The organism is Marinicella rhabdoformis (genome assembly GCF_009671245.1).
GTDB classification, from domain to species: Bacteria; Pseudomonadota; Gammaproteobacteria; order Xanthomonadales; family Marinicellaceae; genus Marinicella; species Marinicella rhabdoformis.
The window spans coordinates 406,853-422,689 of sequence record NZ_VTFS01000001.1 but is presented as its reverse complement, the minus strand read 5'-3'; the positions used below and the strand labels follow the sequence as shown (position 1 = coordinate 422,689).

Sequence of the window (15,837 nt, the reverse complement as noted above, 5' to 3'; positions counted from 1 at the left end):
AGAGTTTTGATAGCATGATTTATTTTGGTGGGCTGATTGATGATTGAATTGATATATCCAATGGTGACTTTGGTCATTTTGACCTTTGTGGTTTTGTTTGCGATGGGTATAGGTCGTGTGCGTGCAATCAAGGGGCGGCAGGTTTCCATCAAATCTTTTGTATTGATGGAAGGCAAAGCACAGTTGTCACCGCGTTTGCAGCAAATGGACCGTAATTTCAGTAATTTGCTGGAAATACCTGTTTTATTTTATTTGTGGTGTTTGGTGATTATGGTGTTGCAAATCCAAGATGACCTGTTGCTGAACTTGGCATGGGTGTATGTGGGTATGCGGTTGATACACAGTGTCATTCATATCACATATAACAATGTAAACCACCGTTTTATGGTATTTGTGTTGTCTTGCTTATTGTTGTTGGTGATGTGGATCCAGTTACTTATTGCTGCGAGTTGAGTAAATGATAAAGCAATGCCGACCGCATCAAAACACCGTTTTGGACCTGTTCTAAAATAACAGATTGTGGCCCATCCGCCACTTCAGAGCTGATTTCTACCCCGCGATTCATGGGGCCTGGGTGCATGACCATGACGTCTCTTTTAGCCAGTTTGATGTTGCTGGCATTGAGGCCAAAATTATCGTGCCAATTGTCTAAAGTGTCACTGTCCAATTGTCTGATGCGCTCCTTTTGAATGCGCAGCATAACCACCACATCAGCATCTTGCAGTGCCTGATTCATGGATGCGGCTTTATTTGCAGGGCTTGACTCTGGTAGCAAAGCATCGGGGGCATAAATCCATGTGTTTCGGTTGCCAAGGATATGGAGGCCGTCCACCAATGAGCCTGCCACCCTTGAATGTTTGATGTCGCCTATGACGCTGACTTTAAGTTTATTAAATTCACCTTTGTGGTGGCGAATGGTGTACAGGTCAAGCAGGCCTTGAGTGGGGTGCTGGTTCGTTCCGTCGCCGGCATTGATGACGCTGGCTTGAGAGTGGTTATCTAACCACCCTGCTGCTTTTTTTTGTGTGTTATTTTCGCTGTGGCGAATAATAAAGGCATCAGTTTGCATGGCATCAAGCGTCAAAAGCGTGTCTTTCAGTGTTTCTCCTTTTTGAGTAGATGATTGGGCTAAGTTTAAGGCGCAAAAATCCATGCCCAGCCTTTGTGCTGCCAATTGAAAAGACACCAAAGTTCTTGTAGAGTTTTCAAAAAATAAAGCCATAGCAGTTTTACCCGTCAGCCACTTTTTTGTCTCGGTGATGGGTGTGTTTTTAATTTTGTCAGCGGTTTCAAAAAGTGCTTCTAATGCTTTTGTGTTGAGCTGTTTGATGTCGAATAAATGTTTCATGAATTGGTATCAGTTTTGGTCTAAAAAGGACTGCAAGATAATTTGAGCTGCCATGGCATCTATTTGGTCTTTGTTTTTGGCTTTGGCTTGGCTGTTTTGTCGGAGTGATTTGAATTGCCTTTCAGCTTCAAAGGAAGTCAGTCTTTCATCTACAAAGTTCAAAGGCAGCTGGGTGTGGTGTTTAATTTTTCGGGCAAAGTTTTTGACTTGGCGTGTAATTTCTTGTTCTTCACCGTCCATATCTAAAGGCAGACCCAAGATTATCTGGGTGACTTGCCATTCTTTGATTGTTTTTGCTAATGCATTATATAAGTCACCATTATTAGGTAAAACGGACAATGCCCTGGCGGCTCCAGTGAACGAGTTACCCAAAGCCAAGCCAATTCTTTTGCTACCGAAATCTATGCCCAAATAAACTTCAGGCATGGCCCACCTCGGAAGTCAATTGGTGTGCCTTGATACCAAGGATGTCTAATGCACTTGCCCATTTATTATCAGATTGGTTAAAGATTATGCGTTCATCTGCAGGGCAAGTAAGCCATGCATTGTCTGCGATTTCTTGTTCCAACTGTCCGGCAGTCCAAGTGGCACAGCCCAATGCCATCAGCCATTGTTCAGAAACCATTTTATTGGCAATGGCTCGAATGACGTCCTTAGATGTGGTGAGTGCCAGCTGGTCACTGACTGAAATGGAGCTGGTATACATCGACTGGTTTTTATGGAGTATGAAGCCACATTCAGAGTTGACCGGGCCACCTTCATGGACCTTTGGAAACTTCTGATGGCTTAAGTTCTCTATGCTTAAACTGCTTAATATGTCTTCAAAAGTGACGTCGCTGGGTTGGTTGATGTTGAGGCCCATGGCACCATCTTCATTGTGGTCACAAATCAAGATGACTGCATTTTTGAAGCGTTCGTCAGCCATGTCGGGGGTGGCTATTAAAAATTGGTTGATCAAGTTCATGGCCAAATTTTAACTGATTTTAAATGATAAGTGTCTGACAGCGCTGATCAAATGTATTTATTTGTGGCGCAGCAGGTGTCCAGGTAAAAATTGCCAAGTTCTGGTGATGTATAGTATGTCTACGCGCTCTTTGGTCTTGGGGAGTGGGTCAAAAGGTTGTGCCATTTCGACAATGTGTTTGGCGGCTTCGTTTAGGAATTGATGGGGTGAAGCTTTGATGACTTTGATTTCATGAATGGTGCCATCTTTTTTGATGCCTACTGAGAGCATAACACTGCCTTGAAAGTTGGCTTTTTTGGCTTGTTCTGGATAATTTAAGTCACCAGTTCGTTCAATTTTTTTAACCCATTTTGAAATGTAAGGCGCATACTCATAAGCTTTTGTATTACTTGAAATGTATTTGCTGCGGGGTTTTTTGGCATATTTTTCCAGTTTTTTTGCCAGTTCATTTTCAATCCGAGCTAAGCGTTGCGCAGGCGATTCTTTGGTGTCGTCTTTTTTCTGTTCTTTCTTTTCTGATGATTCTGTGGGTGCTTTGATCTTGATTTCAGATTGTTGTTGAGTAATCAATGCTTGCTGTTCTTGACTTTTTTTATGTTTCTTTAACTCAGGGGTTTCTTGTTGTGAAAGCCCTGTTTCTGTAGGTGAGGTTGCTGTGGCAATATTTTGGGGGCGAACTTTTTCATCTTCGGTGCCTCCGCCCATTTGATTATCTTGGGCCAAAAAATCCGCTTCTTCTGGTGTAAGCGTGTTGGCTTTTTTGGTCAAGATGACATCCATACTGTGCAAAATTTCTTGTTGACCTTGGTTGTGTCGAAAGGTGATGCCCAAAATAATCACGGCCAACAGCATGCAGGCAAATGTAAAGGTCATTACATTACGGTCTTTTGTGCTGATGTTAGCAGTCATTTATTGGTTTCTTCCAGACAGTCGAATAATTGACCTGCAATGTTGAGGTCATAAAGTGCATCAAGTTCTCGGATACAAGTGGGACTGGTTACATTAACTTCTGTAAGGTAGTTACCTATCACATCAATGCCAGCGAACATGATGCCCATGTTTTTTAAAAGTGGACCGACAGTTTGACATATTTTAATGTCGCCTTCAGATAAGGTCAGGCCCTTGCCTGTACCGCCTTTAGCCAAGTTGCCTCTGAAATCCTGATCGGATGGAATGCGTGCTAAAGCATAAGGGACGGCCTCTCCATTAATCATCAATATGCGCTTGTCGCCGGCGGCAATCTCTTTGATGTACCTTTGGACCATGGTGGTTCGGCTATTGTTTTGTGTGACTGTTTCCAAAATAACATTCAGGTTTTTATCATCTTTGGATGTTTTGAAAATGGAGTTGCCACCCATGCCATCCATGGGTTTGACAATCACTTCTCCGAGTTCCATGATGGCTGATTTGAGTAGATTGCTGTTTCTAGATATGATGTTATCTGGTGTAACATCGGGGAACATTTCAGTAAAAAATTTTTCATTGGCATCACGTAAAGCTTGAGGTCTATTAATGACTCTGGCACCTTGGCGCTCAGCCAAATCAAGCACATATGTGTCCATGACATACTCCATGTCAAATGGCGGGTCTTTTCTCATGAAAATATAATCCATTTCACCTAAGTTGACACGCTGCTTATTCAATACTTCATAATAATCATGTTTGTTATCTGTGATTTTTATTGTTGTGCTGAAGGCTTGAGCTAAGCCTTGCTGACAAAAAAGGTCAGTTTGGGTGATGTAGTGGATTTCATGCTGCCTTTTTTGTGCTTCAAGCATCATGGCAAAAGTTGAGTCTTTGCTTGTGTTAATGGAGTCGATTGGATCCATGATAAAGGCGCTTTTAGTCATATGTTTGGTGGCTAAGGGATTGGGGTTATTATATGCAGACAGTGGTAGCAAATAAACCATGTCTTTTGATTTAATTGTCTGTTTGTTAGAAGTGATATGTGAATGGAGGTATTTTAATAATTGACAATTGACCCGTAAAGGCCTAACTTAAAGGGGTTAGGTGTGAGGGTCATGCTGCATTAATCCCGATGTGTGCTTTGGTCTGAATGAGTGATTTATTTATAAATTTCGCTTATTTTTCAATTTAAGTTTGTATTCATGTTAAAAATGAGTTATTTTCTTGATAATGACACACTTAGGAGTGTAATTTAATGAATGTTGTGAATAGCAATTAACACCGGAATAACAAATTCACGTGGAGAAATTATGAATTTAGAAGGTTTAAAAGTGATGGTGATAGACGATAGTAAAACCATCCGCCGAACCGCTGAAACTTTGCTTAAAAAAGAGGGGTGCGAAGTCATTACAGTAGACAATGGATATGAAGCCCTTTCTCAAATATCAGATCTTGAGCCCAATATTATTTTTGTTGACATCATGATGCCTCGTTTAGATGGTTATAAAACATGTGCATTAATTAAAATGAATAGTGAGCATAAAAACACGCCTGTAATCATGTTATCAAGTAAAGATGGATTGTTTGATAAAGCAAAAGGTCGGGTGGTAGGTGCTGAAGAGTATTTAACAAAGCCTTTCACCAAAGAAGAGTTGATTGAAGCCATTGAGGCTCACGTCAAACGAGATTGAATGCCATGAGTAAGCAAATCATTAAACCATTTGAATTGTTACTTGAATACGAGCGACGCAGTGTGGCGCACGCTTTGGGTGGCAGTTCGAATGATGAGTCAGTTGAAGATTGGTCTGGGATTGGATTCAAAGTAGGAAATGACCTGTTGGTTTCTGAAGTTGATTACATCAACGAGGTTGTTATTTTACCCGAACTCATCAGAATTCCTGGAATTGATGCTTGGGTTTTGGGCTTGGTTAATATCAGGAGTAACTTGATTCCTGCGATTGACTTAAAACAATATTTGTTTGGGGAGCCTTCGCGCATCACAAAGCACAGCCGAATGTTGATTATAGATCAACCAGGTGGACAGGCAGGTTTGGTGGTAGATGAAGTGTTTGGCCAAAGACATTTTCAGCAAAAAATGTGGCAAGACATTGCTCAAGAGGACAGCAATAAGCAAAACTTGCTGACTTATTGTGAGAAATTCTTCAATGTAGAAGACGTAAATTGGAATGTATTTTTGGTTAATCGCTTGGTTCATGATGCGAATTTCCAAAATGCATCAGGTAAGATAAATATAAAGAGGTAGATTTTTATGAGCAGTTCTTCAGTGGATATGGACCAAAGAACCCGGACGCTGCCCATGTGGCAGCTGATTGTTCTGGTGGTTTTGGTCTTTGCGTTTTTTGGTCATTCTGCTTGGCTGAATATCGTAGATTCAAACCGATCAGGACATATACAGGTCACAGACCGCATAACAATTAAAGCACAGCAACTGGCACAATATGCTAAAAGTGCTTCTATTGGTGATGTTGACGCGTTTGACTCACTTTCAACAGACCGACGGATTGTTGATGGTGCAATTAATGACTTGACGAACGGCAACTCTGATTTTCCAGCCATTCCAACAGATTTGAACCCAAGGTTGGATGACATGAGAACGCGTTGGAGTGAAATTAACACCAATGCTTTGACCATTTTGGAACAGCGAGACCGAATTCAAGAGTTGACTGCAATTTCAGATAAGTTTGCTAAAGAAATACCTTTGCTACAAGCCAGTTCAGATGCGGTGGTTAAAAGGTTGGTTGCCATCAGAGGCGACAGAAGTCAAATATATTTGGCTTCGCAACAGTTGGTGTTGGCCGATAGAATGTTGCGACGCATGAGTGAAATTTTGAAAGGTGGTGCCGCCTCTATTCAAGCAGCTGATGCTCTGGACAGGGATGCACGCATGTTTGAAAATGTCATGAATGGCATGTTTAATGGTTCAGAACAGATTGATGCAGTAACAGATGAACAGGCATTGGAAGCCTTGGGTCGTGTTTTTAATGCATTTGACAGCATTCAAGCAGATATTGCTTCGGTACTGAATGCTATGGAGTTGTTTGATGCACAAACAGCAGCGGATGACATTGAAGTAGATATTGAAACATTTGTTGAAGACACTGAAGTGTTGCGTGAACAACTGGCTTCTGAAGACAATAGACCTAATTTGCCATCAGAGAATGTTGGCTACGCCATCGCTTTGGCACTCTTTTTATGGTTGATTTGGATTTTCCGTACATTGTCTAAGAATGACAGGGTTCGTGCCGCGATTGCACAAGATCAAAATGAACGTAATCAACAAGCGATTTTGCGATTACTTGATGAGATGGCTGACTTGGCCGATGGTGACTTGACAGTAAACGCGACGGTTTCGGAAGATATTACGGGTGCCATCGCTGACTCGGTTAACTTCGCGATTGAAGCGCTTCGTTCATTGGTGAAAACGATTAATGATGCATCAGTTGGTGTGGCGTCTGCGGCTCAAGAAGCGCAGGCAACCGCGATGCATTTGGCTGAAGCCTCTGAGCACCAAGCAACACAGATTACCAATGCTTCAGCTGCAATTAATGAAATCGCCGTTTCTATTGATGAAGTATCAAAGAACTCTTTAGAATCTGCCGACGTAGCACAAAGATCGGTATTGATTGCACATAACGGTGCAGAGGTTGTACGTGACACAATTAAAGGCATGAACAACATTCGTTCACAAATTCAAGACACATCTAAGCGTATTAAACGACTGGGTGAGTCATCTCAAGAAATTGGTAATATCGTTGAATTGATTAACGACATTGCGGAGCAAACGAACATCCTGGCATTGAATGCTGCGATTCAAGCGGCATCGTCAGGTGAGTCTGGACGTGGTTTTGCGGTTGTTGCCGATGAGGTACAACAGCTTGCAGAGCGTGCCTCAAGTGCGACAAGACAAATTGAGGGTATTGTACAAACGATTCAAACCGATACAAATGAGGCCGTTAAGTCAATGGAACAAACCACGTCAGAAGTGGTGGGTGGTGCACGAAAAGCAGAGGATGCCGGTGAGGCTTTGATTGAGATTGAAACGGTATCTAACGATTTGGCTGAATTGATTCAAAACATTTCAGAAGCAGCGCGACAACAGTCAGTTGCGGCTACCAACATTTCTGGAACCATGAACGTGATTCAAGAAATTACAACTCAGACATCTGCTGGTACACAACAAACAGCTGAATCTATTGGTAACTTGGTAGAATTGGCAACGGAGCTGCGTAAATCAGTAGAAGACTTTAAGTTGCCAGATGATGAATTCTTTTAATTAGGTGACTTTGAGCCCACGTGTATAAAATGTATAGCAACAAACCATTTCTTAAAATTCCGCCTTTGTCGGCTGCTGAATATCGGCGTTGGGCGGATTTGTTGGAACACCGTTTAGGCATCATTGTTCCTGAGCAAAGAAAGTTGTTTTTACAGTCCAAAATATGGTCAAGAATGCGTGAAGTAGGCTACACAGAGTATGACGCCTACTGGAACTTTATCAATTCTGGTATCGAAGGTAACTTGGAATGGTCACAATTGGTAGACCGACTCACAGTACACGAAACGTCGTTTTACCGTCATAAACCTTCGTTTGACTTGGTCAGTGAAGACCTGAAAAATAAAATCAATAAAAGTACCAAGCCATTAAGGTATAAAATTTGGAGTGTCAGTTGTGCCACCGGTGAAGAAGCTTATTCATTGGCAATGATGGCGCAGAATATTTGCTCAGAGAGTGTGAAAGAAGCGCATTTTGGCGTGACTGGAACTGATGTCAGCAGTCCTGCTGTTGCCATCGCCAATCAAGCCATTTATACCAAAGACAAGCTTTCTAATGTCGATGAAAAATACCACAAACACATCACGGAGTTAAGTGATGAAATGTTTGTGATAAAAGATCATATAAAGAAAAGGATGGCATTTGGGGTATTTAATTTATTAGATGTGAACAAACCCTCAAATATAAAATACGATGTGATTTATTGTCAGAATGTATTGATGTATTTTGACAAAGCAGTCAGAGAGCAAATTTTAGATGGTTTGGTGAATTATTTACATAAAGATGGTTTGTTGGTCATAGGGCAAACTGAAATCAATGCTTGGGCACACAAAAAAATGGCACGTGTCAACAAAAGCAGAACATTAGCATTTAGACTAAAATAAATATGAGTAGTACAGATCAAATAGATTTTTCAACATTAACCTGGGTTAAATCAGAACTCGACGAAACCTTGAATCGTGCCAAAGAAGCGCTTAAAGCTTATGTGGAAGATTCTGAGGACACCAATCAATTACAGTTTTGTGTGACCTATTTGCACCAAGTGCAAGGTACATTGAAAATGGTTGAATTGTACGGTGCCGCGATGGTTGCAGAAGAAATGGAATTTGTAGCAAAGGACTTGATTGATGGAAACATCAAGGACAAAGATGCTGCATACGATATTCTGTTACAAAGTATACTACGGCTGCCAGATTATTTGGAGCGTATAGAATTAGGTCATAAAGATGTCCCTATTGTTTTGCTTCCTTTGGTCAATGATTTGCGGGCTGTGAGAAGTAAAAAGCTTTTATCAGAAAGCGCGTTGTTTAACCCCAATTTGACCTTAGGTGTGCCTGATCGACTGATGGAAGGTGATTTCTCAATGACAGGGAGTCAATTGAAAGCTGCCTTGACAAAAATCAGGACTGTTTATCAAATATCGCTACTTAATTGGATAAAGCAGATCAACGGGGATAAAGCCTTATCTAACATTCAGTTACTGATAACGAAATTACAGACGGTGGTCAGTCCGCTGCACTTAAAACAATTGTTCTGGGTTTACTCAGCAGTTATAGAAGGTTTGCGTGCAAGGGTGGTTGAAGATTCTATTTCAGTTAAGCAAGTGGCTGGACAAGTTGACTCAATGCTTCATGATTTGATTGTTCAACCCAACCTGTCGCCATCAAAAACTAACCCCATCACTAAAAACCTTTTGTACTTTATTGCTTCAGGTAGTGGTCAAGGTCGGTTAATCAGTGAAGTGAAAAATTTCTTTGAATTAGAGCAGTTTATTCCTGATGAAGAAGAAATTAAACATGCAGAAGGCAGTTTGTCTGGCAAAAATAAAGATTTGCTTCAAACCGTTTCTGAAGCCATCAATGACGACATACTTGTAGTACAAGAGTCATTAGACTTATACATAAGAAACAAATCTGCCAGTTCAGAGCAGTTGGTTCCATTACAGGATACATTGCAAAAAATTGCTGATACTTTAGGTATTCTTGGATTGGGTGTGGCCAGAGAAAGCGTCCTGTTACATCAATCAACACTGAAAACTGCAGTAGATGAAAATACCAGGCCTACAGACGAGCAGTTGTTAGATGTGGCCAAATCATTGTTGATGCTTGAGTCTCAACTAGGTGACCACATTCAGTCGTTAGGAGGCACGCCTTCAGTTTCTGGTGATGAGGAAGGTGATCACAGTGTTCCTAAAACAGAGCAAATGGCCATCTTAAAACAATTGGCTAAAGAGTCGATTGTTAATTTACAACAAATTAAAGCTAACTTTGTCGCCTATATTGAGTCGCCATGGGATAAAGTTCAAATCAATGACAATCCTAAGCTTTTACAAGATATAGCCGGTGCATTGAAAATACTTCAGCTCGATGAAGCAAGCAATCAGTTGTACAAACTAATAGAGTTTGTAAAAACACAAATCATTCAAAAGAAAGCCACACCTTCCGCAGTTGAGCTGGATCAGTTGGCAACAACAATTTCAACATTTGAATATTATTTGGAAAACCTTGACCAAGGTAACTCTATTCAAACTAATTTATTAGAGAAGGTAGCGCAACAAGTTGAGAAATTACAAGCATTTGCTACTGAAGGTCATGAAACAGAAGAAACAATCAAAGCTGATGATACAGAATCTGGTACAAATGAAACTGATACAACAGATTCCAAATTAGTTGATGAAGTAACTGAAGACCATAAAGAAAACAAGGCTACTTCTGAAGACAGCCAAGCTGAAGAAGAAAGTGAAGCGCAAATAAATGAGGCTGCACAGTCAGTTTCAGATGAGCGCAAAGTTTTGTTTGGCGATGACGTAGATGAAGAGTTTAAAGAAATCTTTTTAGAAGAGTTTGAGGAGGAGTTGTCAAACCTACAAGGTAAATACAAATCTTGGAAATTAGATCCTGAAAGTCATACTGATGAATTAGGGGAGATGAGACGTATTTTCCATACTTTGAAAGGCAGTGGTCGAATGGTAGGCGCCGAATTAGTTGGTGAATTTGGCTGGCAACTGGAGAATATGTGCAATCGATTTATTGAAGGCGGAATAGCAGAAAGTGCTGGATTAACTTCAATGATGGAAGCTGGTGTGGTTTTGGCAGCTGACATGTTTGAAGCTTTGAAATCAGAATCTGCAATTCCAGCTCAATATGATTATGTATTAGAAAATGCAAATAAAGTTGCGGGTGGAGCTACTGAAGTACCAGAATATGTAGCAAGACCAGTGGAACAACCAGCTACAGATGAAATGACAGATGATGTGGTTACTCCTGAAGATGCTGTTTTAGATGAAGGTGAGTCAGAAGTTTCAGAAGAAAGCGTAGCTGCTAATTTGGAAGAAAGGTCTGATGAATCTTCAGAAGATGAGGAGCTGTCATTGGATTTAGAAGAGTTCTCATTGGATGCAGAAGAAAAAGCAGAGGAAACAGAAGACTCTGTTGCTGAAGACGATTCAGAAGATGAAGAGCTGTCATTGGATCTAGAAGAGTTCTCATTGGATGCTGAAGAGGCAGAGCAAGTTGAAGAACCTGTTGCTGAAGACGATTCAGAAGATGAAGAGCTGTCATTGGATTTAGAAGAGTTCTCATTGGATGCTGAAGAGGCAGAGCAAGTTGAAGAACCTGTTGCTGAAAACGATTCAGAAGATGAGGAACTGTCATTGGATCTAGAAGAGTTCACATTGGATGCTGAAGAGGCAGAGCAAGTTGAAGAATCTGTTGCTGAAGATGATTCAGAAGATGAAGAGCTGTCATTGGATCTAGAAGAGTTCTCATTGGATGCTGAAGAGGCAGAGCAAGTTGAAGAACCTGTTGCTGAAGACGATTCAGAAGATGAGGAGCTGTCATTGGATTTAGAAGAGTTCTCATTGGATGCTGAAGAAAAAGCAGAGGAAGTTGAAGAACCTGCTGCTGAAGTTGATTCAGAAGATGAAGAGCTGTCATTGGATTTAGAAGAGTTCTCATTGGATGCTGAAGAAAAAGCAGAGGAAGTTGAAGAACCTGTTGCTGAAGACGATTCAGAAGATGAAGAGCTGTCATTGGATCTAGAAGAGTTCTCATTGGATGCAGAAGAAAAAGCAGAGGAAGCAGAAGAACCTGTTGCTGAAGACGATTCAGAAGATGAAGAGCTGTCATTGGATTTAGAAGAGTTCACATTGGATGCTGAAGAGGCAGAGCAAGTTGAAGAACCTGTTGCTGAAGACGATTCAGAAGATGAAGAGCTGTCATTAGATTTAGAAGAGTTCACATTGGACGCTGAAGAGGCAGAGCAAGTTGAAGAACCTGTTGCTGAAGACGATTCAGAAGATGAAGAGCTGTCATTGGATCTAGAAGAGTTTTTAGTAGAAGGTGATGAATCTGATAATTTGATTACAGAAGAAACCACTTCTGAAGAGCTTGAGTCAGCTGATGAATCTGCTACCGCAATGCCACTTAAAGAGATTGAAATTGACCAGGAATCTGATGATTTAAAAGTAGATCCAGTATTTGTTGAAATTTTACAAAATGAAGTAGGTGGACATCTGACTTTACTACAAGAATTTGTAGATTCCAAAAATCCTGAAGTTACTGAAGATTTGATTCGAGTGGTTCACACCCTGAACGGCGCGGCAAGTATGGCTGAAGTCAATGCCATTACACACATGGCGACGCCATTGGAAAAAATGGCCATTATCTTGAGTGAAAAAGACAAGCCGTTTTCAGAAGATGATATGGTTCAGGTTGAACTGGCAACTGAACAAGCCAAGAAAGTCATGTCAGATTTAGCGACTGGAGAATTTGTAGCTGATCAAAGCATAGGTGATTATTTTGCTGAGCGGATTATAGAGCTCAAGGCACAACCAACAACAGAAGAGGTTGTAGATTCATTAGAAGAAAGTGTCATTGATGATGTACAAGAATCTGATTTAGAAGCTTCTGAAGGTGTGGTTGAGCCAGAAGACAATGCTGTTGAAGAAATAGCAGAAGAAGCCAAGACAGTTGAAGAAGAAAAGTCCGTATCCCCTTATGAAGACAGGCAGGAAGAGGAGGTACAGCAGTCAGATTTTGATTATGAATTGTTAGAAATCTTGACTGAAGAAGCAACTGAAATATTTGATCGCGCAGAACACTTGTTAACGGAGCTTGAAGAAAAACCAGAAGATATGGGTGTAATTCAAGCATTGCAGCGTGACTTGCATACCCTAAAGGGTGGTGCGAGGATGGCTGGTTTGAATCAAATTGGTGATTTATCTCATCAATTAGAATCATTATTTGAGTCTATTGCTGAAAAAGAAATTGCTGTTACAACACCACAGCATGAAATGATGTCATCAGTAATGGACAAATTACATGGCATGGTAACCTCTGAAGACTATGGACAATTAACGAGTATCGAGAAAGAATCTGAAATGTTAGAAAAAATTCTTTCAGATGAAGGTACAGCAATTAAAGAAGAGTCTCAATTAGATAAAGAGTTTTTTGATCCATTGAATCAAAATGTTACCCCTATTGAATCAACACCAGATTCAGAGGACAGTGAATCAGTTGATCAAGCGCCTAAGAAGAAATCAAATGTGCTTTCAGGTGGGCAAATTAAAGTTAATTCAGAGTTGCTTGATAAATTGGTGAATTTTGCTGGTGAGGTAAGTATTTACCGATCACGAATGGAACAGCAGTCTGCAGAGCTTAAACTGAATATTGATGAGCTTGAGAATACAGTTGAAAGGGTTCGACGCTTACTACGTGAGCTAGAACATGAAACTGAAGCGCAAATTATTTCTACATACCAACATGAAGGTGATGAACTAGAAGAGGATTTTGACCCACTTGAATTAGACCAATTTTCAACCATTCAACAATTGTCTCGTTCTTTGGCCGAATCAGTTTCGGATTTAAGTAACATTCAAAACTATCTGCAAGAATCTGCTAGATCGTCAGAAACATTGTTATTACAGCAATCGCGTGTAAACACAGAGTTACAAGAAGGATTGATGGAAACACGTTTGGTTACCTTTAACTCATTGATACCTAGACTAAGGCGTGTACTAAGAACGGCATCAACTGATTTAGGTATTAAAGCTAAATTGTCAGTAAAAGGTGCCGAAGGTGAAATGGATAAAACAGTGCTTGAAGGTATGCAAGCACCGTTAGAGCATATGATTAGAAATTCAATGGCGCATGGCATTGAAAAAGACCGTAAGAAAGCTGGAAAACCAGAACAAGGAAATATTGAAATTGCATTAAGCCGAGAGGCAACTGAGGTGGTTGTGACCGTTTCTGATGACGGTGCGGGTATCAATACGGCAGTCGTTAAAGCAAAAGCAATTGAACGTGGAATTATTGATCCTAATTCAGAAATTTCTGATCAAGAAGTGGCTGAGTTAATCACACATTCAGGTCTTTCAGCCGCGGATGAAGTTACCAAGCTTGCAGGCCGTGGTGTTGGAATGGACGTGGTCAGCAATGAAATCAAAAGGTTGGGGGGTGGTATTGAAATCATTTCGAAACCAGGCGTAGGCACGACATTTGTCATTAGATTGCCTTATACCTTGGCATTGACTCAAGCTATCGTAGTACAAGTAGCAGATCACAGGTATGCCATCCCAGCTTCTGGTGTAGAAGGTTTGATTCGTATGAATTTCGACGAATTCAAACGCCGCTTAGAAGAGGGTGATTTAGATTATGATTATGCTGGTGACCAATACCGCATTCAAGAGTTGAATAAATTGTTGTCAGTTGATTCTGAGGCAGTTGTAGAAGGTGGTCAGGTCCCCTTGGTTATGATTAAATCGGGTGATCAAGGTGTGGCATTGCGAGTTGATCAAACTTATGGTGGTAGAGAAATCGTAGTGAAGGGTGTAGGAACCCAAGTGGCCAGTGTGCCAGGTATTTTTGGCGCAACGATTCTTGGAGATGGTGCAGTTGTGTTGATTCTTGACATCATTCCAATGCACAGATCGTACGTTCAAAAAATCAAATCGATGGAAGAGCAAGGAATTGAACTTGTTGAAGAGGCGGAGGTTGATGAAACCATTACTGTCATGGTGGTAGATGACTCTATTACCATGCGCCGCGCTGGTGAAAGGATGTTGACAAGAAATGACTTTGAAGTCATGACCGCGAAAGATGGATTAGATGCTTTAAACAAACTACAAGAACAGGTGCCTGATTTGATGCTATTAGATATTGAAATGCCAAGAATGGATGGATTTGAATTAGCCACTCAAATGAAGCAGTCAGATAAGTTTAAGGACATTCCAATTATTATGATTACCTCTCGTACAGGTCAAAAACACAAAGATCGTGCGAAGGAGATCGGTGTTGAAAGGTACTTAGGTAAGCCGTATCAAGAAATTGAATTGATAGAAAACATCAATGACTTACTTGATTTAGAAGATGTCGAAAAATGACAAAGTGGGTTTGGTACATTTCGGATTGCAACAGCCTTCCGTTATGTTTTTGGCCAAACAATTAGAGCGTGCAGGATATGATGTCATAAATCTTGAGCCAGCTGATGTGTTGGCTCAAGAAGTGGATGATATAAAGTTGGTTGTTAACATCCACAGTAATCAAAATGATGATGAAGTGGGGCAATTATTAGACTATCTTGCGGAGAATGATGCTGACATCATTATCAATGACACTTTAATTTCTAATGAATTGGTGGGCTGGAATAAGAATCGATGGATCAGACACTTACTGCATAAGATAGATAGCAAAAACAATATTTTGCCAGAAAGCAGGACTTCAGATACAGTTGATGAAAAACAGCTTAATTTGAATGCTTTAGGTATTAAAAAAATTTGGATTTTGGCAGCATCAATTGGTGGACCGGAATCTTTGGTGCGGTTTTTGAAATCGTTTGACGGTAGTGAACCCTTATTGTTTGTTATTGTGCAGCATATGGATTCTGAATTTGTTCATATGATGGAAAATCAATTGAATAAAAATGGTCAAATACCCGTTCAGGTTCCACAAATTGGTGAAATGATTAAACCAGGTCACGCCATTTTGATGCCAGTTGATGAAAGCTTGGTGATTGAAAGTGATGGGACAATAGGTGTGAAAGATTTTAACCCTAACAGGTTAACAACGCCCTGCATTGATGACGCCTGTATGGATATGATAGATCAGCTTAAACAATTGAATATGGCTGTTTTTAGTGGAATGGCCAGCGATGGGGTCAAAGGTGCAATAAACATCCATGAGAACGGTGGTATTGTGATTACTCAATCTGAAGAGAGCTGTGTGGTTTCAGCAATAGCCGAAGAGGTTCGTCAGAAAAATTATTCACAATTTGACGGTGACCCAGAAGCAATGGCAAAATATATTAAACAGAATTTATAGGTAAATGAGT

At 40.6% G+C, this 15,837-nt stretch carries 11 protein-coding genes and 1 pseudogene; 7 read left to right on the top strand and 5 right to left on the bottom strand.

The annotated features are described in order from the left end of the window. Positions 1-39 precede the first annotated feature (39 nt). On the top strand, positions 40-453 hold the full coding sequence (locus tag FET73_RS01890) for an MAPEG family protein (RefSeq protein WP_154222214.1): 414 nt from the start codon (positions 40-42) through the stop codon (positions 451-453). Here the strand turns inward: FET73_RS01890 and FET73_RS01885 are convergent. Genes FET73_RS01885 through gshB form a run of 5 tightly spaced genes read right to left on the bottom strand, consistent with a single transcriptional unit; the run spans position 437 to position 4,162 of the window. Beyond that, entirely contained in the window at positions 437-1,348 is a 912-nt protein-coding gene (locus FET73_RS01885; RefSeq protein WP_154222213.1) for an aspartate carbamoyltransferase catalytic subunit, read from the bottom strand. The genes FET73_RS01890 and FET73_RS01885 overlap by 17 nt on opposite strands. Before the next feature lie 9 nt (positions 1,349-1,357). Continuing rightward, the gene (ruvX, locus tag FET73_RS01880) at positions 1,358-1,774 is read right to left on the bottom strand and encodes a Holliday junction resolvase RuvX (RefSeq protein WP_154222212.1); all 417 of its coding nucleotides are present in this window, start codon (positions 1,772-1,774) and stop codon (positions 1,358-1,360) included. Continuing rightward, complete coding sequence (locus FET73_RS01875) at positions 1,767-2,312, bottom strand: YqgE/AlgH family protein (protein ID WP_154222211.1); 546 nt, start codon at positions 2,310-2,312, stop codon at positions 1,767-1,769. The genes ruvX and FET73_RS01875 overlap by 8 nt, the downstream gene beginning before the upstream one ends. A gap of 57 nt (positions 2,313-2,369) precedes the next feature. Then, on the bottom strand, positions 2,370-3,221 hold the full coding sequence (locus FET73_RS01870; RefSeq protein ID WP_154222210.1) for an energy transducer TonB: 852 nt from the start codon (positions 3,219-3,221) through the stop codon (positions 2,370-2,372). Next, positions 3,218-4,162 carry a glutathione synthase gene (gshB, locus tag FET73_RS01865; protein WP_154222209.1) on the bottom strand — a complete coding sequence of 315 codons (945 nt, stop codon included), beginning with the start codon at positions 4,160-4,162 and terminating at the stop codon, positions 3,218-3,220. The genes FET73_RS01870 and gshB overlap by 4 nt, the downstream gene beginning before the upstream one ends. Positions 4,163-4,528: 366 nt before the next feature. Between gshB and pilG the strand changes: the two genes are divergently transcribed. The 6 genes and pseudogenes from pilG (at position 4,529) to FET73_RS01835 (ending at position 15,827) form a co-directional block, all read left to right on the top strand. Further along, entirely contained in the window at positions 4,529-4,909 is a 381-nt protein-coding gene (gene pilG, locus FET73_RS01860) for a twitching motility response regulator PilG (RefSeq protein ID WP_154222208.1), read from the top strand. Between the two features lie 5 nt (positions 4,910-4,914). Further along, positions 4,915-5,481, top strand: a complete 567-nt coding sequence (locus tag FET73_RS01855; RefSeq protein WP_154222207.1) for a chemotaxis protein CheW — start codon at positions 4,915-4,917, stop codon at positions 5,479-5,481. 1,020 nt (positions 5,482-6,501) lie between these two features. Next, positions 6,502-7,512: pseudogene (locus FET73_RS15555) on the top strand (methyl-accepting chemotaxis protein); the annotation flags it as partial. A 29-nt stretch (positions 7,513-7,541) separates the two neighbouring features. Next, positions 7,542-8,393 carry a CheR family methyltransferase gene (locus tag FET73_RS01845; protein ID WP_246172658.1) on the top strand — a complete coding sequence of 284 codons (852 nt, stop codon included), beginning with the start codon at positions 7,542-7,544 and terminating at the stop codon, positions 8,391-8,393. Between the two features lie 2 nt (positions 8,394-8,395). Further along, on the top strand, positions 8,396-14,890 hold the full coding sequence (locus FET73_RS01840) for an Hpt domain-containing protein (protein WP_154222204.1): 6,495 nt from the start codon (positions 8,396-8,398) through the stop codon (positions 14,888-14,890). Next, the gene (locus tag FET73_RS01835) at positions 14,877-15,827 is read left to right on the top strand and encodes a chemotaxis protein CheB (protein ID WP_154222203.1); all 951 of its coding nucleotides are present in this window, start codon (positions 14,877-14,879) and stop codon (positions 15,825-15,827) included. Before FET73_RS01840 ends, FET73_RS01835 begins: the two co-directional genes overlap by 14 nt. Positions 15,828-15,837 lie beyond the last annotated feature (10 nt).